Consider the following 18049-nt stretch of genomic DNA (forward strand, 5'->3'; position numbering starts at 1 on the left):
AACTTGCTGTACCGCGAATTAACACCTTTCATTTAAAAACAGAAATACGCGTCACTTAAAAACAGGAATACCCGCCAGTTAACGCTTTGATCGCTGACGTTTAAAACAGACCCATCTGGCCTGTTACCCGTGTAGCGAAATCATCATGCAGGAAAGGCAGAATAGCGTCCGCGACCGGCTGTAGCTGGCGTTCGACATAATGCTGATAATCCAGCGGCGAATGGCGGGTTTCCAGCGGCTCGGGGCCGTTGACGGTCATCACATAGCTGATCCAGCCGCCGTTTTGGTATTGCAACGGCCGCCCCTGTTGGCGGTTATAGTCATCGGCGATTTTTGCGGCTCTGGCGTGTGGCGGAACGTTGCGCTGGTAATCATCCAGTCGGCGGCGTAGCCGTTTGCGATAGATCAGCAGATCGTCGAATTCCCCGTTCAGAGTGCGATCGACATAATCCCGCAGCCACTCCTGATACGACTGTTGTTGAAAAATCAGCAGATAGAGCTGTTGTTGAAACTGTTGCGCTAGCGGTGTCCAGTCGGTGCGCACGGTTTCCAGCCCTTTGAATACCATTTTTTCGCCTTGTGGTGTGTCGATCAGTCCGGCGTAGCGCTTTTTGCTGCCTTGTTCGGCACCGCGAATAGTGGGCATCAGAAAGCGGCGAAAGTGTGTTTCAAACTCCAGTTCCAGCGCGCTGGTCAACTGTTGGGTGTCTTGCAGGTGCTGTGTCCACCATTGATTAACATGCTGCACCAGCGCGTTGCCAATCGCTGTCGCTTCTTCTTCGCGATGCGCGTGTTTCAGCCAGACGAATGTGGAGTCGGTATCGCCATAAATGACCTGATAGCCTTGTTCCTCGATCAGTTCGCGCGTTTTGCGCATGATTTCATGGCCGCGTAGGGTGATGGACGAGGCGAGACGCGGATCGAAGAAGCGGCAGCCTGTGGCACCGAGCACGCCGTAAAAGGCATTCATGATAATTTTTAGCGCCTGCGACAGTGGCTTATTATTGGTGCGCTTCGCGGCTTCTCTTCCTTGCCAGATTTGTTCGACAATCGCCGGTAAACAGTGCTGCTCGCGGGAGAACCACGCGCCGCGAAAGCCGGAAACGGCGTGCTGCGCGTCTGGATTTTGCGTTCCCACTGCCAGTCCGACCGGATCGATCAGGAATGTGCGGATAATCGAGGGGTAGAGGCTCTTATAATCCAGCACGAGCACCGAATCGTACAGACCGGGGCGCGAATCCATCACAAATCCGCCGGGGCTGGCTTCAAGCGCGACATCGCCCAGATTGGGGGCGACGTAACCCATGCGGTGCATGCGCGGTAAATAAAGGTGGGAAAAGGCGGCAACGGAACCCCCGCTGCGGTCTGCCGCCAGCCCGGTGACGCTGGCGCGTTCCAGCAAGAAAGGCAGCAGCTCGGTTTTGTCGAAAATACGCGTGACCAGCTCGCAGTCTTGCAGGTTATAGCGTGCGAGTGCGGGTTTATCCTCGGCAAAGCGGCGGTCGATTTCGTCCATTCTCTGATAGGGCGTGTCGATGGCTTTGCCTTCTCCCAGCAGAGACTGTGCGACAAACTCCAGACTAAACGACGCAAAATTCCACGTCGCGGATTTGAGCGCTTCAATGCCATCAATAATCAGGCGGCCAGTGGCGCTGGCAAAGAAGTGCCCCTGCTTAAAGCCGTGCTCGCGCCATTCCAACGCCTGCCCGTTACGCCCCAGCTTGAGCGGAATGTTGTAGCGCTCGGCGTGTTTCTGTAAAACGCGCAGGTCAAACTGCACCAGATTCCAACCGATAATGGCATCGGGATCGTGCTGCTGCATCCAGACATTCAGCTTTTCCAGCAATTGCGGGCGGCTGGCGACGTACTCCAGCGTAAAATCCTCGTGCTCGGCAGGCGTACCGTTCGGCGGTCCGAGCATGTAAACCTGACGCTGCCCGCAGCCTTCCAGCCCGATGCAGTAAAGCTCGCCGTGGCAGTTGGTTTCGATATCCAGCGATACCAGCCTGAGCGTCGGGCGGTAATCGGGATTAGGTTTCATACGAACATCCGTCAGCAGGCTGTCTGACGTGGGAGTACCGCTAAACCACACCGGTGCCGTGATAAAGCGTTCCATCAGAAAGCGCTCTGTCGGACGAATATCGGCTTCGTAGACTTGAACGCCGCCTTCACGCAGCAATTTCTCCAGCCGCAGCAACTGCCGGTATTGTGGGCAGTACAACCCCAACAGCGGCTGATGGTGGAAATCCTGCATGGCGAGCGGTTTTAACTGCCAGCGTTTTTCCTGCTGCAAGAGTGTTCTTGCGCAGGCTTCCTGTTGAGCGGGAATAAAGGCAACAGTCTGCTGTAGCGGCAGACGAGTCAGCAGCGGGCCCTCATCGGTGGCCAGCCAGAATTCAACCTGTGTGCCAGTTGGCGTGTCATTCCAGTGGCGGGTCAGTAGAAACCCCTGACGAACCTGAGTCACTAAGCGGCCTTTTATAGCGAACGGGATAAGAAAGGATAGTAGGAGTAAGTATGGTTATTTATACAGGTGATGTCCAGTGTCCTACGACATCACCGATATAAAGAAGGGAAGGGATGTTGGCGTTAACGCTCGTAGCCGGAGGCAGACACCACGCGGTTGCGGCCTTCTTGTTTGGCTTGATACAGCGCTTCATCCGCCAGTTTAAAGGTACGCTCGATCGACGGAGTATTGACGCCCGGTTCCCACAGGGCAACGCCTAATGAGATGGTAACATTGCCCACAACAGGAATGATCGCTTCCTCCATGCGCTGCCGTAAGCGTTCAGCAATGCTGAGTGCGATATCGATACTGGTTTCTGGCAGCAGGATCAAAAATTCTTCACCGCCGCTGCGGCACAGAATGTCGGAATCACGTGAGCTGGTGCGAATCAATTGTGAGAGATAGCGAATAACATTATCGCCGACATCGTGGCCGTAGGTGTCATTGATGCGTTTGAAGCGATCGATATCCAGCGCGATGACCGCAAAACTTTTCTGCCCCATCTGCCAGTAGCGGAGAACGCTATCCAATCCACGGCGATTAAGCAGCTCGGTCATCGGGTCTGAGTGTGCCTCAGAACGTAACTTACCAATTTTGCGCTGAAGTAAATCGATACCCAGCAGCATGGCCTGTTTAAGCTGTGAGGCTTCGAAATACCAGGAGTGAATATTTCTGATGTCGTCGGAGACATCTGTCGCATCCATCTTATTGGCGCTGCGCGCCAGCAGCCACAGAGGCTGAGCGATGAGCCGCGCAAGCAGCCAGACGCAGAAGATAGTTAAAAGCGCCAAAGGGAGCGTGTGGCGCAGCACATTTAGCATCAGGCCATCCAGCGGTTTCAGTGTCATGTTCGTTGGACGGAGCGCCACAATCTGCCACTGTGAGGTCGATTCAACGGCATAGCCCGCTAACATCTTCTCACCCAGATAGTTCAGTATGTTCTGGCTGCCGTTATTCTCATGCAGTGCGTCGATCTCCAGGTTACTGGTCTCTATTTTACCAATTCGCTCGATATCGCGGTGATACAGCATTCTTTTGTTCTTATCGGTGACATAAATATAAGAACCGTCGCGGTAATAATGTTTGTCTAAGAGCGTATTGAGAACGCTGGGCTGCTTAAGATAGATCGATCCACCGATAAACCCTTTGTAACGGCCATCTCGCGTGAAAATAGGTGCGGATATCAGCACAATGAAGTTATTGGCGGCAGACACATAGGGTTGGCTGATAAGCGGCTGCTTTTCTCTTAAGGCTTCAAGTGCGCCTTCGGTTGTCAGGCTTCTCCCAATCAATTGAAACGTATCGGGTGACGTGGCTCTGACGATACCTTTTTCATCTGCAATAACGACAGAGTTGAAATTGCTGGTCTGTAGCCGCAGGCGGTCAGCTTCTTGAAGCAGGTTGACCTTATCATCTATCTGAGTGGCGACGATATTGGCGCTGTAGGCTAACTGCTGTTGGGCTTCTTTAAAGAAAGAGTGGGTCATTGCCGCGAGCTTGGTGGCGTAAACGCGGTTGGCTTCAAGCGTGTTATCAATCAACAACTCTCGTTGGACGCGGTAGCTGGCATAAAAACTGTTTGCCAGCGTCACCAATGCGCTCGCCACTGCCAAGAGTAGGATAAGACGTCGTAATCCGAAATGGTTGAGTCGTTTAAAAAACATAGTGGCAGCGCGGCACAGTGGCAAAAAATGACTGCTATCATAAGTGTTGATACCCAGAGGTGCAAAAGAATTGACCAGTAATCAGGAGTTGACGGCTTCTGCTATGATCCAGACAATCCTTGTTTTTATAAAATACGGGTAGGTTTTATGGAAGCGTGGTTGGATCATCTGGTTACCCAATCGCTAGCGTATTCACTGATCGCCGTCATGCTAGTTGCCTTTCTGGAATCTCTGGCTCTGGTGGGGTTGTTGTTGCCGGGAACGGTGATGATGGCAACGCTGGGCGCGCTGATTGGCAGCGGACAAATGGGGCTTTACCCGGCGTGGGCGGCCGGGATTATCGGTTGCCTGCTAGGAGACTGGATTTCCTATTTTATTGGCATGCGTTTTAAGGCGCCGCTGCATAACTGGTCCTTCCTGAAAAAATACCAGGCGTTATTGAGTAAAACCGAATATGCCCTGTATCAACACCCGATGCCGACGATATTGATCGGGCGTTTTGTCGGCCCGACACGCCCGCTCATTCCGATGGTGGCGGGGATGCTGGGGTTACCGCCTTATAAATTTGCCGTGCCGAATATCATTGGCTGCTTGCTGTGGCCGCCAGCCTATTTCTTACCCGGCATTCTGGCTGGCGTGGCGATTGATATTCCCGCGGGTACGAACAGCGCGGGGTTTAAGTGGTTATTATTGCTTACTGCCGTCGTGGTGTGGATCGCTGGCTGGTTAAACTGGCGCTGGTGGCGCAGCGATAAGCGTAAACACCGTGACTGGTTTAGCAAAACGTTGCCGCTCAGACGCTTGCGCTGGGTGGCGCCGGTGGTGTCCGTGGCAGCCGTTGCCATGCTGATCGTGCTGATTCAGCACCCGCTGATGCCGATTTACCGTCATCTGTTATGGCAGGTGTTAAACGGGTGAGATTGGGCTGGCCGGGAAAGACCCGGCCCAACCCGCTAGCGGTAAAATTCGGCGACCTGCTCGAAAATACGCATTTCTTCACCGTGACGACGCACCTGAAGGACGTCCTCCAGCTTTTCTACCTGACGAATCATCTGTTGTAGCCGCTGGTCATCTTTGACCAGTAGCCAGATGCGGCTTTCCTCGCCGTTTGCCAGCGGCATACACAGAATGCCTTCCACGTTAAATGCCCGGCGGGCAAATAGACCGCAAACGTGTGACATCACGCCGGGGTGGTTGCGCACAGAGAGCTCTAGCGTGACCTGATTACACGTTGATTGTGTTAGCGACGTTGGTTGAGTTGGCATAGTCATTAATCTCCGATCATATCGATGTTTGCTGCGCCCGGTGGCACCATCGGAAAAACTTTTTCATTGGCGTCGATGCGTACGTGGATCAGCGCGGGCCCCGGTTGATTAAGTACCTCCTGCAACGCGGTCCGTGGATCGGCGACGGCGTTCAGATCGCAGGTTGCAAAGCCGAAACCTGCGGCAATCGCGAGGAAATTTGCGCTGTAGCGGTAATCGGCAGCGAAAATGCGCTGCTGGAAAAACAGATCCTGCTGCTGATGAACCAGACCGAGTGACTGATTGTTCATCAGGACGATTTTGACGTTGAGTCCTTCTTCTGCTGCGGTTGCCATTTCCTGAATATTCATCATCAGGCTGCCATCTCCAGAGAAGCACACGACGGTGCGCTCGGGTTCCGCCAACGCTGCGCCAACTGCCGCAGGTAAGCCAAAGCCCATCGTCCCAAGCCCGCCGGATGTCAGCCACTGACGTGGACGCCGCAGGGGATAAGATTGAGCGACCCACATTTGGTGCTGGCCGACATCGGTTGCGATGATGGCATCATCCGTCAGCGCCTGCGCTGTGGCCTGCACCAGCCCATAATGGCTTAAGGGATCGCCAGTATTCGGCATGTTGAACGGAAATTCCTGTTGCAGTCCGCGAACGGTTGCACGCCACACGTCACGCTGCTGCGATGTAATGTGCGGCAGCAAGCGATCCAGCGCCTCCGCGACATCCGCGTTGATCGCCACATGCGCTTGGCGGATCTTGCCTAATTCTGCGGGATCGATATCGATGTGGATGATATTGGCATTCGGGCAAAACTGTTCCGCTTTGCCAATCGCGCGATCGTCAAAACGCGCACCCAGTACAATTAACAAATCTGCCTGCTGTAAGATCAGATTGGTTGATCGTGCGGCGTGCATCCCCAGCATACCGAGCGACAAGGGGTGATCAACGGCCATGGCACCCAGCGCCATCAGCGTCATGGTGGTTGGTAAACTTGAGCGTTCCGCCAGTTGTACCGCCTGTTCGTGCGCCGCGCCGCTAACAATCCCACCGCCCAGATAGAGAATAGGACGCTGAGCGGCGTTGATCATCGCTGCCGCCCGCTCGATTTCCTGCTGTGCAATGGCTGGTGGCGTATCGAGCGGGAGCATTCCCGGCAGCGTATTCAATTCAATGGTCGCAGTTTGGATATCTTTTGGAATGTCGATCCATACCGGGCCGGGTCGACCTGACTGCGCAATGCGAAAGGCTTCTGGAATCACACGTGGTAGATCGTTGATGTCGCGAACGAGATAGTTATGTTTGGTGACGGGGATAGAAATGCCGTAGGTATCGACTTCCTGAAACGCATCGGTGCCGATCATGCCGGAAGGGACCTGGCCTGTGATACAGACCAGCGGAATCGAATCCAGTTTGGCATCGGCAATCGCGGTGATCAGGTTCGTTGCGCCCGGCCCACTGGAGGCCATGCAAACGGCGGCACGCCCACTGGCACGCGCCATGCCTTGTGCCATAAATCCAGCCCCTTGCTCATGACGAGCCAGAACGTGGCGGATCGTCTTACTTTGTCCCAGTGCATCATATAACGGCAGCGCTGCGCCGCCGGGAATACCCGCTACGGTTGTGATGCCCTGCTGTTCGAGCAGCCGAACAATTAACTGAGCGCCTGTATAACGCATACTTACATCCTTCATCAGGGCCGGTGCAGTGTTGAAGCGGGGAGGGTAGAGAAGACAAGAAACCCCGCTCGGTTGGCGCCGGCGGGGTTTGAGAATCTGGTTTGGATTCGGAACCCGTTACGGCGCGCTGCCGACGACGACGACCACGACTGCCACGCGCACGACGACGACCGCGTCAACATGCGCGGTGCTTAGTAGTGCTGAAGTGGAAGGAGAGTAGTGCGTCACGGGAATCCTGTTTATTTATGTGAGTTTACTTATGTTAGCTATGGTCGGGCGTTGTGTTTGAACGCGCCATCACCCATTCATATAAGCACAGCAGCACAAAAAGACACAATACCTGCAAGGCATAAAAGCTGAATATGTCGAATTGGTCACAGTACAAATCAATGGGGCATGGGAAAACGCCCCACATAAACCCGATTATCCGTACGCAGGATCGTTCAGAAAAGTGATGTTCACGCGGCCACTCGATGCTGTAGGTTATAGGCTGTCGTTTAATCAGGATGGCACCGTCATGCACCGCTATGGGCTGGAAAGGGCAGAGAAGAAACTGCCGCACATCACAGGCAATGAGGTGCAGATTCTGATGAAAAACGATCGCCGTATCGTAACGTTCAGCAACCTGCGCTATCAGGTGTTGCCTTAATGTCTTAGTTTGAAGACGAGCGTGAAATTCCCAGGATGGTGGCGGCATCGACGCTGCCATCCTGTAGCGCCTGAGTCGGCCCGTCATAATAAATCTGGCCGTCCACGATCAGCACGGTACGTTTTGCGATCCGCATGGCATCATCCAGATTGTGGGACACCATCAACAGCGTGAACTCACGCTCCTGACACACGCTTTCAACCAGATCGAGCATTTCCTGACGCAGCGCCGGATCGAGTGCCGAGAAGGGTTCATCCAGCAGTAGAATGGGCTGATGACGAACCAGACAGCGTGCCAATGCCGCGCGTTGTCGTTGCCCTCCGGAAACCTGCGACGGCAGACGATCCAGAAGATCCGCCAGACCGACCCGATCGGCGATCTGCCTTAGCGTTTCGCGCTGTGCGGCACTGAGACGCAGGCCAGGATGGAGCCCCAGCGCGATGTTTTGCCCAAGGGTCAGGTGAGGAAACAGATTATTTTCCTGAAACAGAATTGAAACCGGCCGTTTAGCGGGAGGCGTCTCGCGATGAGGTTCACCGTTAAGCCGCAGTTCGCCACTGTCGGCCATCAAGAAACCGGCAATCAGATTTAACAGCGTACTTTTCCCTGCGCCGCTGGGGCCAAGGATGGCGATGCGTTCGCCCGCGTTGACGTGAAAGTCAAAACGCATGGGCAAGTGCTGATAGAAGTAGGTCAATTTCTCAAGCGCGATCATGACGGCCTGCCAGTTTTTCAATCAGGGTAAATAACATAAAGCACAGCAGCATCAACAGCAGCGCCGTGACTGCGCCATCGGCGCTACGGTAGGAACCAATTTGCTGATACAGATAGAAAGGCAGTGTGCGGAATTGCTCATTGCCGAACAGCGCGATGACGCCGAAGTCACCGAGTGATAGCACGCAAGAAAAGGCTAACGCCTGTGCGATCGGCTGCTTCAGTGCGGCAAGTTCGATCAGCCTTAGCCGTTGCCAACCGCGAATATCCAGCGAGGTGCAGAGTCGGTTGTAACGTTCGGCAACGTCCAGCATCGGGTTTTCCAACACTTTGATCGCGTAAGGAATCGCCATCAGCGCATTAGTGAGCACGACCAGCGCGTAGGGGGATTGCGGCAGCCCGATGCTGTTATTCAGCAGCAGGAAAAAGCCGGTTGCTAGCACAATACCGGGCATGGCGAGGATAAGCATACCGCTGAGGTTCATCAACTGTCCGTAGAGTGGCTTGTGGCGCAACTTAAGTTCGCGACTGCTCCAGAGTAGCATCATGGTCAATACCAGACACAATAACCCTGCGCCTGAGGCAATACGCAGCGAGGTTAACAGCGTTTGCCAGAGGACAGGCTGTTGCAGCACGGTAACCAGCGATCGGTTTACGCCATCTACCACCACGGCCAGCAAGGGAGGAACGACCAACAGTAACAGTGCACCGATCAGCAGGCCATCTGTGAGGCGGCTTAAGGTGCTATCCTGCGGATTACGCCAGGCAAGCTGTTGTGTACTGCCGACGGGTAGAATGCGTCCCAGCCGCTGGCTCAGCAGCACTAAACCCAGACAGCAAATCATCTGAATTAACGCCAGCAGCGCCGCGCGTGCCGGATCGTAATCAAAACTTAATGCCTGATAGATAGCCAGCTCAATCGTGGTCGCCTGCGGGCCTCCACCCAGTGACAGCACCGTTGCAAAGCTGGCAAAGCAGAGCATAAAAATCAGCGCGCCGGTCGGTAAAATCTGTCGGCGCAGGGCGGGCCATTCCAGCAAGCGGAAATGCTGCCAGCTGTTCATGCCCAGATTGGCGGCCAACTGACGCTGCTCGGTAGCGATGCCTTCTAACGACTGCAACAGCAATCGCGTCGCCAGCGGCAGATTGAAGAAGACATGCGCCAGCAGGATGCCCTGCAATCCATAGGGCGAAAACGTGTATTTCAGGTCAAACCAGCCCAGCGCAGAGGCCAGCCAGCCTTGTCTACCATAAACGCTGAGCAGGCCAAAAACGGCGACCAGCACGGGCAGCACCAGCGTCATCGCGCACAGGCGCAACAGCCAGCGGTGGCCGGGAAAGCGCCGCCGATACAGCGCTCTGGCGAGAAAAATGGCCGGAACGGTAGAGAAAAACGCAGAAAGAAAGGCCTGCCAGAAGGTAAAGCGAATGACATGCCAAAGATAGCTGTCATGCCATAGCGTGCGCCACTGGCTTTCGGGAGCCTGTAGCCACAGCGCACCGAAAGCCAGAGCGGCAACGGAAATTAACAGCGTTGTGGCCAGCAGCCCTGGCCACAGACGTCCGCCGATCAGTGGCTGACGGCGCGTTGCCATGCCTGAATCCACTGCGTCCGTTGGTCGGCAACGTCCTGTGCGCTGAACTGCATGGCCTTCTCAGGAACCGCGAGCGCCGCGAAGCCCGCAGGCAGGTCGGTTTTAACCGCCGGATACATCCAGTTCGTGGTAGGAATCGCCTGCTGGAAGGTTGGGCTCAGGATGAACTGCATAAAGCGTTTTGCCAGTTCGGGATTTTTGCTGGAAGCCAACTGCCCGGCGATTTCAATTTGCAGATAGTGTCCTTCGCTAAAGGTGGCCGCCGCGTAGTTGTCTTTCTTTTCTTCAATGATGTGATAGGCCGGCGAAGTGGTGTAGCTCAGTACCAGATCGGCTTCCCCTTTCAGGAACAGGCCATAGGCTTCGCTCCAACCTTTGGTGACGGTAACGGTTTTTTTCGCCAGCTTCTGCCAGGCTTGCGGTGCATCGTCGCCGTACACTTTCTGCATCCATAACAGCAGACCCAGTCCCGGCGTGCTGGTGCGCGGATCCTGATAGATCACTTTCCACGGTGCATTGCTGTCCACCAGTTCATGCAGGCTTTTCGGCGGGTTTTTCAGCGTGTCTTTGTTATACACAAACGCGAAATAGCCGTAGTCGTAAGGAACGAACGTCTTATTGTTCCAGCCGCCCGGCACCGTGACAGCGCGGGTGTCCTGACCGTGTGGCGCAAACAGGCCGGTTTGTTCTGCTGCCTGCAACAGGTTGTTGTCCAGCCCCAGAATGATGTCCGCTTTGCTGTTTTTGCCTTCCATACGCAGACGGTTCAGCAGCGAGGCACCGTCTTCCAGTGCGACGAAATTCAGTTCGCACTCGCACTCTTTTTCAAACGCGGTCTTGATGACGGGCCCCGGACCCCATTCGGAAGCGAATGAGTCATAGGTATAAACCGTAAGCGCGGGTTTGGCGAAAGCCGAAGCAGAGAGCAGTAACAGGCAAGGCAGGCTGGTTTTCAGCACTGTGGCTGAACGGTGTAGTAATTGATTTAACACTTTGCACTCCTGAGAATCATAGGGTGGCAAAGGACTTCGAGGCAGCAATACGCCGCACTCTCAAATCCCTTCGCCGGTATTAACCGGATCAGGTTCGACGGGTATCTTCTCAGCGAAAAATCTTCCGCACCCCGTTGAGAACGGCACATTGTAAAGGGTTAAGCCACGCAGCGAAAGGCTATCAGTGTTCCGGCGGTGCAAACCAGGCGGATTTAAAATCAAACCAGCCCAACATATTCATCCTGACGCCGCGCATACTGCGCTGGCCTTGAAGTTGCAGCCAGTGGTGCAGCAGAGGGTGCAGTTGGCCGCTGGCGATCAGCTTTTCACACCATTCCGCCATCGGCAACGCGTGGTTACGCCACTGTTGCGCATCCGCGAGCAGATCGTCATCCAGGCAGTGCTGCACCAGCGGGAGTTCGTAGAGCAGCGCGAACAGCGAGAATTCAAGCGGCAGGTAGCAATTCAGGCTGCCAAACCAGATATCGCTCTCGGCATTGCCCTGATGCCAGTCTTCGTAGCTGACCGTTTGGACATGCAGTTTGACGCCGTGCTGTGCCAGCAGTGTGCGCATAATCTCGCTTAATATCCGGTATTCAGGGTGTGCCTGATAGAGCGTGAGCGTGACGTCCGTCAGCCCTTTGGGAAGGGGTTGCGGTATATCGGGATGGTGATGGTGCCAGCGCGGCAGCAAACTGTAGGCGGGCGACCAGTCACGCTGGTTGCTGGTATTGGCGTGGTTGAGTAGCGAAATTGGGTTAAAGACCTGCCTGAGCCACCGCTGTGCTTCTGGCCGTGATGCTAACGGCGAGCGTTTGTCGAACAGTAGGAAATAGCCGCCTTCTTCCATCCGACTTTCTAACTGCTCGTGACGAGAATTGTCAGACTGGAGTTGGATGGAGACCGGCATTTCCTCCGGTTCGTCCGGTAGGACCCAGATATTGACCTCATCAATTAACGCCCGATAGCCAAAATAATCATCGAAGGCGCGAATTTTCAATTGATTACTGTTATTGCGCACCACGGCATATGGGCCGGTGCCGATCGGATGCTGGGCAAAATCGGATAGTGTTTGCCACTCTTGCGGCAAAATCATGGCGTGCACGCTGCCTAATAGCCACGGTAGCCATTTATCCGGGCTGTGTAGCCGAATATCAATCACAAATGGCATCGGTGAGGTGACGGTTTCAAGATGAGAAAAGAGCGGAAGCGGAATAAGGCGAGAGAGTGACGTAGTGATGTCGTCCATTGTGAGCTCTCTACCATGATGAAAACGGATCGCCGGGCGTAGGTAGAAGCGCCAATGCTGAGGGGAGATCATCTGCCAGTGATGAGCCAGATCGGGTTCAATTTCCCCATTTTCCTCATTTATATTGGTGAGTCCGCTGAAAATTTGCCGTGCGATGTGCATTTCTGAACGTCGTAGCGCCGAGCCGGGCAGTAAATTGCGTAACGGACGGTAATAGAGGATGCGCAGAATATGCTTTCCTTGCCGGAAGCTCCGCCCAAGATGGGCGAGTAACATCTGGCGTACCGCTTCTTTATCACCCACTAACTGCACCAGTTGCTCAATGCGATCCTGTTCCAGCAGATCCTCGGCACGCTGCTGCTGGAGGGCTAATCCGGTATACACAAAAGAGAGCTGCGAGCGTTTTCCTCTCCCGGCTTCTGCCTGCCAGACGAGCCAGCCTTCCTGCTGCATGGCGTTCAGCAGTGAACGAATATGGCGACGGGAACAGTTCAGCACCCCGGTTAATTCTTGCAATGTGGTGTCGGTGGCCTGCCCCTGAAAGTGTTGCCACAGGCGGATGAACTGTTGTTGTAGACGAGGAGAAGACATAAAAGAGGAACTCCCTGCACTAAAGTCATCAATTTATCTTTCCCTATATTACGTCGATACTTTCCCATAAGGAAAGAGAGGAGGTGGCTGATGGCGATTTCCCGTTTGTACCGGTTCTATCGAACCTACTTATCGAGCTGTAAAGCAACGTGGTTGCGATGGATGTCTCCCCAGCAGCGCATCGCATTATTGCAGCAGGCGACGCAGTGGCACCTGAAAGATATGTCTGATGATGAGTACCGTCATTGGCTCTAGGTGGTCAGAAATGTATTCTGAGTAATGGTGACGTTTCACCAGCCAGCGAGTTCTTCGCTGGCTTTTTTTATGGCGTTTATCTGCCCCCATCTTTTGGCAGCCGGAGATGGTTTGTATGGCAAGAGGATAGTCGCGGCGCTGTTCACGTAATGATTTGTTCATGTAATGGTTTGCCTTCGCTGAGCAGTGCACAATAACGTGCCAATTCGTTCTGCTGGCGCGCATTGCGTATCTGTAAGGCCAGATTAATCGTGGCAAGCTCTCGGGCGTTTTGGGTTGCCTGATTTTCCGGGACTGACGGCGTGGACCAAATACTCATCATATGGGGACTGTGGTCCGGCGTGCCGTAGATAAGCCTGCCAAATGCATGCCCGTTGCTGAGATAAAAATGCCAACCCTACGCTGATGCGTATTCAATGGCTGCCTGAATATGCTTGTTTGGGTGTTTTTTCATCGCGATATAGGGTCATGGTATGTTCGAGTGTTGACGTATATCAACAATGACGTTTGTCGAGAATGAAATATACCTGCATATTTCGCTGGCCATTGAATGGCGTGACGGGCCTGCGTGCGGCTTCGCAAAAGAAAATGGCAGAGTAAGACAAGGGAGGGAGCATGCCCGCAGAGAAAGGCGTCGGGCATGATTACGGCAGGTTATTCCACCGATTTTAGGCGGGCGACAAAGTGCCGTAGTTCGGGGGATTATAGGTGATCGTGAGCCCTGTGTGGCGATTTTATATTCAGAGTGTATAGAAGAATAAGCTAATCAGCCACATTGAATGTCAGAGGGTGTTTGTTTTCAGGAAAATAGAATGAATTCACTTTTTACTTCTATGATTAATATTGCTGTAATAATAGTGACTAGGATAATTCACACACATTGTGTGATAGTTTATTTTCTGAATGGTTTTTAATTGAAATCATTGTCGTTGAAATGACGATTTTTCGTGATGATGATCTTATAGGTGAAATTATTTTTCTGAAGCGACTGTTTTTCTTTTTGTATTTAACGCAGATTGTCACAATCTTTATATATTATGTAACATGCGGCGGGGGTGTTATTTTTCGTCGCTTGTCTGCAATTTACTTCACAGCAATGTTTTGAATAACCCGATGGATGTAAAAATGAGCGATGTCCCTTACCAGTCAATAGCGATTTATGAGAAACCTGAATCCCGGTATTCCGCTTCTGGGTTGCATAATATCAAACTGACGCCACTTTTTATCTTTGTTTTTTCTGGTGTTTTACTGCTTTTTGCCTTGGCGATTTCCACATCATCGTATTTTCTGGAGCAGGCTGAACTGTCGTTAAATGACTCTACGCTGGAATTGAATGTGCGAATGGAGTTAGTGGATAGTGCTAACCATATGCGTGCGGCGCGTATGAATTTGCTTCATGCGGTAAATCATTTACGCAATGGCCTTACTGATAACTATAACGCCAGCATGAAAGCCGCAGAGGAGCGTCTGTCACTGTCTCAGAAAATGTTTAATGGGTATCAAAATAGATCGGTTCGTTCTGATGTCGAACTCGCTCGCGATAATGAATTAAAAGCACGTTATAGCGATTATGTTGAGCGCGGGATCAAACCCATGTTTGACATAGCGAAAAAAGGAAATGTTGAAGAACTCAACGCGTTTGAGTCGACGTTAATGTCTAAATTGGATGATGACTATGATGTACCGTTGAAAGCGTCTTATCTTTATCGGGTTGAGATGGCAAAAAATATTAATGTGACGGCAGAGCGACATTCCACGTTGGGATATACGCTCATGACGGGCGCCTTTATTTTAGCCATCGTATTAACGGGTATGACGTTCTTATTAATTCGTCGGGTCATTATTAACCCAATTCAGTATTGGGTATCACGCATACAGGCTATTGCTCACGGAGACTTAACGCGCGCGAACGTGGCTGTGGGAAGAAATGAAATTGGCATCCTGGGGAACAATATCCAGCAAATGCAGGATTCGCTCTCGGAAACGGTTGGTTCGGTACGCGACAGTGCGGAGTCAATTCACAGCAGTTCGACGAAAATTGCTGTCGGCAATACGGATTTGTCTGCACGAACGGAGCAGCAGGCCGCGGCGTTGGCGGAAACGGCGGCTAGCATGGAGCAACTGACGGCTGCCGTGAAGCAGAATACCGATAATGCGCACCATGCCAGCGTTGTGGCGACGGATACCTCAGCCAAAGCGCTGAACGGTGGCAAGATTGTGGAACAGGTTGTGGGGTCTATGGCGGAGATTGCCAGAAGTTCAGGCAAAATTTCTGAGATTATCGCGCTCATTAATGGGATTGCATTCCAGACCAATATTCTGGCGCTGAATGCGGCGGTCGAAGCGGCCAGAGCCGGTGAGCAGGGCAAAGGTTTCGCGGTGGTGGCAGGAGAAGTGCGTAATCTCGCACAGCGCTCGGCTAACGCCGCAACGGAAATTGCCACGTTGATTAAAGAATCCGAAACCAGAGTGACGGAAGGAACGACGTTGGCGTCCGAGGCGGGGAAAGCGATGGCCGAGATTGTCACGGAAATTAATAACGTCACCCGCATTATCAATGAGATCGCGCTGGCTTCTGATGAACAAAGCAGTGGTATCAATCAGGTGTCGTTAGCGATATCTGAAATGGATCGGGTCACGCAACAGAATGCGACGCTGGTGCTTGAGGCTTCCTCGTCTGCCGCCTCGTTGGAGCAGCAGGCCGAGCGGTTGAATCTTGGGGTGTCCCGATTTCATCTGATGTAATCCGGCCGCAACAAAATAAGAGCGGTAAAAGACCCCAATCATCATCAGTGGCCAACGACGCGCTATCTGGTTTTTGTCTCTATAAAATAAAAAGCCCGCCGGAAATCGTGCGGGCTTTGTTGATCCATTATCTCAAATCAGTTCAGAAAGGCAGGCTGATTCTTTTCATACTCAGTGATAGACGCTTCGTGTTGCAGCGTCAGGCCGATGCTGTCCAATCCGTTTAGCATGCAGTGACGACGGAAACTGTCGATTTCAAACGGATAGCGTTTGCCGCCCGCTTGCACGACCTGATTTTCCAGATCGACCGTGAAATTAATGCCTTCCTGCCCGTCAACCAGCTTGAACAGCTCGTCTACTTCCTCGTCGCTCAGTTTCACCGGCAGCAGCTGGTTGTTAAACGAGTTGCCGTAGAAGATATCGGCGAAGCTTGGGGCGATAACGACTTTGAAGCCGTAATCGGTTAGTGCCCACGGCGCATGCTCACGGGAAGAGCCGCAGCCGAAGTTTTCCCGCGCCAGCAGGATACTTGCCCCTTTGTAATGCGGCTTGTTCAGCACAAACTCAGGGTTAGGCTGTTGACCCGCATCGTCCAGAAAACGCCAGTCGTGGAACAAGTGTTGGCCGAAGCCGGTACGCGTCACCTTTTGCAGAAACTGTTTGGGAATGATGGCGTCGGTATCGACGTTAGCGGCATCCAGAGGAACCACCAGACCCGTGTGTTGAGTAAATTTAGCCATGTCGGTTTCTCTCTTAATTCAACTCGCGGACGTCGGCAAAGCGACCCGTCACCGCGGCAGCCGCAGCCATTGCCGGGCTGACCAGATGGGTGCGACCCGCGCGTCCCTGACGGCCTTCAAAGTTACGGTTGCTGGTTGAGGCGCAACGCTCGCCAGGGTTCAGACGGTCATTGTTCATCGCCAGACACATGGAGCAGCCCGGTAAGCGCCACTCAAAACCGGCTTCGATGAACACTTTATCCAGCCCTTCCAGCTCCGCCATGGTTTTTACCGGGCCGGAGCCGGGTACAACGATAGCCTGTACGCCAGCGGCGACTTTGCGCCCTTTGGCGATTTCTGCCGCAGCACGTAAATCTTCAATGCGCGAGTTGGTGCAGGAGCCAATGAAAACTTTATCGATCTTCACGTCGGTCAGTTTGATGCCGGGTTGCAGATCCATATAAGCCAGCGCTTTGGCGGCAGAGGCGCGCTCTACCGGATCGCTGAAAGAATCTGGGTTAGGGATTTCCTGATTGACGGCGATAACCTGGCCGGGATTGGTACCCCAGGTGACCTGCGGTGCGATCTGAGCGGCCTCCAACGTGACAACCGTATCGAACTGCGCGTCATCATCCGATTTCAGCGTATTCCAGTAGGTAACGGCTGCATCCCAGTTGGCGTCTTTCGGCGCAAACTGGCGGCCTTTCAGGTAGTTGAATGTGGTTTCATCCGGTGCGACCAGACCCGCCTTCGCGCCCATCTCAATAGCCATGTTGCACAGCGTCATACGGCCTTCCATGCTCAGTGCACGAATAGCTTTACCGCAGAACTCAACGACGTGACCGGTGCCGCCTGCGCTACCGGTTTTACCGATGATCGCCAGCACGATGTCTTTTGCGGTGATGCCGTGTGGGGCATCGCCAGTGACTTCAATCTTCATGGTTTTGGCGCGACCCTGTTTCAGGGTTTGCGTCGCCAGCACATGCTCTACTTCCGATGTACCGATACCGAAAGCCAGTGAACCAAACGCGCCGTGCGTTGCGGTGTGGGAGTCACCGCAGACGATGGTCATACCCGGCAGCGTCATCCCTTGTTCTGGGCCGATAACGTGAACGATACCCTGATTAGGGTGGTTCAGGTCATACAATTGAACGCCGAATTCTGCACAGTTTTTGATTAATTCCTGCATCTGAATGCGGGCCATCTCTCCACTGGCATTGATGTCTTTGGTCTGCGTGGACACGTTGTGGTCCATGGTCGCAAAGGTTTTCCCCGGTTGACGAACCTTACGACCCATCGCACGCAGACCATCGAACGCCTGCGGGGAAGTCACTTCGTGTACCAGATGCCTATCGATGTACAGCAACGGTGTTTCGTTCGGCGCTTCATGAACGATGTGCGCATCGTACAACTTTTGATATAACGTCTTACCCAT

General features: G+C 53.3%; 14 protein-coding genes, 1 pseudogene and 1 riboswitch. Of the genes and pseudogenes, 4 read left to right on the forward strand and 11 right to left on the reverse strand.

Going from position 1 to position 18049, the window contains the following annotated elements:
* Positions 1-100: 100 nt before the first annotated feature.
* A complete protein-coding gene (locus ACKQAD_RS01595; protein WP_409158532.1) occupies positions 101-2467 on the reverse strand; it encodes a DNA polymerase II in 2367 nt (788 codons plus the stop codon).
* A 122-nt stretch (positions 2468-2589) separates the two neighbouring features.
* A complete protein-coding gene (locus ACKQAD_RS01600) occupies positions 2590-4170 on the reverse strand; it encodes a sensor domain-containing diguanylate cyclase (RefSeq protein ID WP_409158533.1) in 1581 nt (526 codons plus the stop codon).
* Between the two features lie 147 nt (positions 4171-4317).
* On the opposite strand from ACKQAD_RS01600, the gene ACKQAD_RS01605 reads away from it, so the two are divergent.
* Entirely contained in the window at positions 4318-5088 is a 771-nt protein-coding gene (locus tag ACKQAD_RS01605) for a DedA family protein (RefSeq protein WP_409158534.1), read from the forward strand.
* 35 nt (positions 5089-5123) lie between these two features.
* Here ACKQAD_RS01605 and ilvN read toward each other — a convergent pair whose 3' ends face one another.
* A complete protein-coding gene (ilvN, locus tag ACKQAD_RS01610; RefSeq protein WP_409158535.1) occupies positions 5124-5435 on the reverse strand; it encodes an acetolactate synthase small subunit in 312 nt (103 codons plus the stop codon).
* A gap of 5 nt (positions 5436-5440) precedes the next feature.
* On the reverse strand, positions 5441-7105 hold the full coding sequence (ilvB, locus tag ACKQAD_RS01615; protein ID WP_409158536.1) for an acetolactate synthase large subunit: 1665 nt from the start codon (positions 7103-7105) through the stop codon (positions 5441-5443).
* A 451-nt stretch (positions 7106-7556) separates the two neighbouring features.
* Here ilvB and ACKQAD_RS01620 point away from each other — a divergent pair, with 451 nt between their 5' ends.
* On the forward strand, positions 7557-7754 hold the full coding sequence (locus ACKQAD_RS01620; RefSeq protein ID WP_409158624.1) for a hypothetical protein: 198 nt from the start codon (positions 7557-7559) through the stop codon (positions 7752-7754).
* 4 nt (positions 7755-7758) lie between these two features.
* Here ACKQAD_RS01620 and thiQ read toward each other — a convergent pair whose 3' ends face one another.
* The 4 genes from thiQ to sgrR all read right to left on the reverse strand — a co-directional run bounded on the left by thiQ (position 7759) and on the right by sgrR (position 12895).
* Positions 7759-8469: a thiamine ABC transporter ATP-binding protein ThiQ gene (gene thiQ, locus ACKQAD_RS01625; RefSeq protein WP_409158537.1), complete on the reverse strand. Its 711-nt coding sequence runs from the start codon at positions 8467-8469 to the stop codon at positions 7759-7761.
* The gene (gene thiP / locus ACKQAD_RS01630) at positions 8456-10063 is read right to left on the reverse strand and encodes a thiamine/thiamine pyrophosphate ABC transporter permease ThiP (RefSeq protein ID WP_409158538.1); all 1608 of its coding nucleotides are present in this window, start codon (positions 10061-10063) and stop codon (positions 8456-8458) included. The genes thiQ and thiP overlap by 14 nt, the downstream gene beginning before the upstream one ends.
* Positions 10039-11022: a thiamine ABC transporter substrate binding subunit gene (gene thiB, locus ACKQAD_RS01635; RefSeq protein ID WP_139338642.1), complete on the reverse strand. Its 984-nt coding sequence runs from the start codon at positions 11020-11022 to the stop codon at positions 10039-10041. Before thiB ends, thiP begins: the two co-directional genes overlap by 25 nt.
* A gap of 80 nt (positions 11023-11102) precedes the next feature.
* A riboswitch (TPP riboswitch) is annotated at positions 11103-11199 on the reverse strand.
* Between the two features lie 37 nt (positions 11200-11236).
* A complete protein-coding gene (gene sgrR / locus ACKQAD_RS01640; protein ID WP_409158539.1) occupies positions 11237-12895 on the reverse strand; it encodes an HTH-type transcriptional regulator SgrR in 1659 nt (552 codons plus the stop codon).
* A gap of 90 nt (positions 12896-12985) precedes the next feature.
* Between sgrR and sgrT the strand changes: the two genes are divergently transcribed.
* Positions 12986-13150, forward strand: a complete 165-nt coding sequence (gene sgrT / locus ACKQAD_RS01645; RefSeq protein WP_409158540.1) for a glucose uptake inhibitor SgrT — start codon at positions 12986-12988, stop codon at positions 13148-13150.
* Positions 13151-13406: 256 nt separating this feature from the next.
* On the opposite strand, the pseudogene ACKQAD_RS01650 reads toward sgrT, so the two are convergent.
* Positions 13407-13604: pseudogene (locus tag ACKQAD_RS01650) on the reverse strand (hypothetical protein); the annotation flags it as partial.
* A gap of 671 nt (positions 13605-14275) precedes the next feature.
* Here ACKQAD_RS01650 and ACKQAD_RS01655 point away from each other — a divergent pair.
* Positions 14276-15895, forward strand: coding sequence for a methyl-accepting chemotaxis protein (locus ACKQAD_RS01655; RefSeq protein WP_409158541.1), 1620 nt, complete (start codon positions 14276-14278; stop codon positions 15893-15895).
* Positions 15896-16032: 137 nt separating this feature from the next.
* Here the strand turns inward: ACKQAD_RS01655 and leuD are convergent, their stop codons facing one another.
* Together leuD and leuC are read right to left on the reverse strand one after the other, a co-directional pair.
* The gene (leuD, locus tag ACKQAD_RS01660) at positions 16033-16635 is read right to left on the reverse strand and encodes a 3-isopropylmalate dehydratase small subunit (RefSeq protein ID WP_409158542.1); all 603 of its coding nucleotides are present in this window, start codon (positions 16633-16635) and stop codon (positions 16033-16035) included.
* 13 nt (positions 16636-16648) lie between these two features.
* Complete coding sequence (gene leuC / locus ACKQAD_RS01665) at positions 16649-18049, reverse strand: 3-isopropylmalate dehydratase large subunit (RefSeq protein WP_409158543.1); 1401 nt, start codon at positions 18047-18049, stop codon at positions 16649-16651.

Source organism: Pectobacterium artocarpous (assembly GCF_046159765.1).
Classification (GTDB): Bacteria; Pseudomonadota; Gammaproteobacteria; order Enterobacterales; family Enterobacteriaceae; genus Pectobacterium.

Bases quoted from the DNA above. Each gene is read 5' to 3' on its own strand.
- ACKQAD_RS01600 (WP_409158533.1), bottom strand. From the start codon at position 4,170: ATGTTTTTTAAACGACTCAACCATTTCGGATTACGACGTCTTATCCTA.
- ACKQAD_RS01605 (WP_409158534.1), top strand. From the start codon at position 4,318: ATGGAAGCGTGGTTGGATCATCTGGTTACCCAATCGCTAGCGTATTCA.
- ilvN (WP_409158535.1), bottom strand. From the start codon at position 5,435: ATGCCAACTCAACCAACGTCGCTAACACAATCAACGTGTAATCAGGTC.
- ilvB (WP_409158536.1), bottom strand. From the start codon at position 7,105: ATGCGTTATACAGGCGCTCAGTTAATTGTTCGGCTGCTCGAACAGCAG.
- thiQ (WP_409158537.1), bottom strand. From the start codon at position 8,469: ATGATCGCGCTTGAGAAATTGACCTACTTCTATCAGCACTTGCCCATG.
- thiP (WP_409158538.1), bottom strand. From the start codon at position 10,063: ATGGCAACGCGCCGTCAGCCACTGATCGGCGGACGTCTGTGGCCAGGG.
- sgrR (WP_409158539.1), bottom strand. From the start codon at position 12,895: ATGTCTTCTCCTCGTCTACAACAACAGTTCATCCGCCTGTGGCAACAC.
- sgrT (WP_409158540.1), top strand. From the start codon at position 12,986: ATGGCGATTTCCCGTTTGTACCGGTTCTATCGAACCTACTTATCGAGC.
- ACKQAD_RS01655 (WP_409158541.1), top strand. From the start codon at position 14,276: ATGAGCGATGTCCCTTACCAGTCAATAGCGATTTATGAGAAACCTGAA.
- leuD (WP_409158542.1), bottom strand. From the start codon at position 16,635: ATGGCTAAATTTACTCAACACACGGGTCTGGTGGTTCCTCTGGATGCC.
- leuC (WP_409158543.1), bottom strand. From the start codon at position 18,049: ATGGGTAAGACGTTATATCAAAAGTTGTACGATGCGCACATCGTTCAT.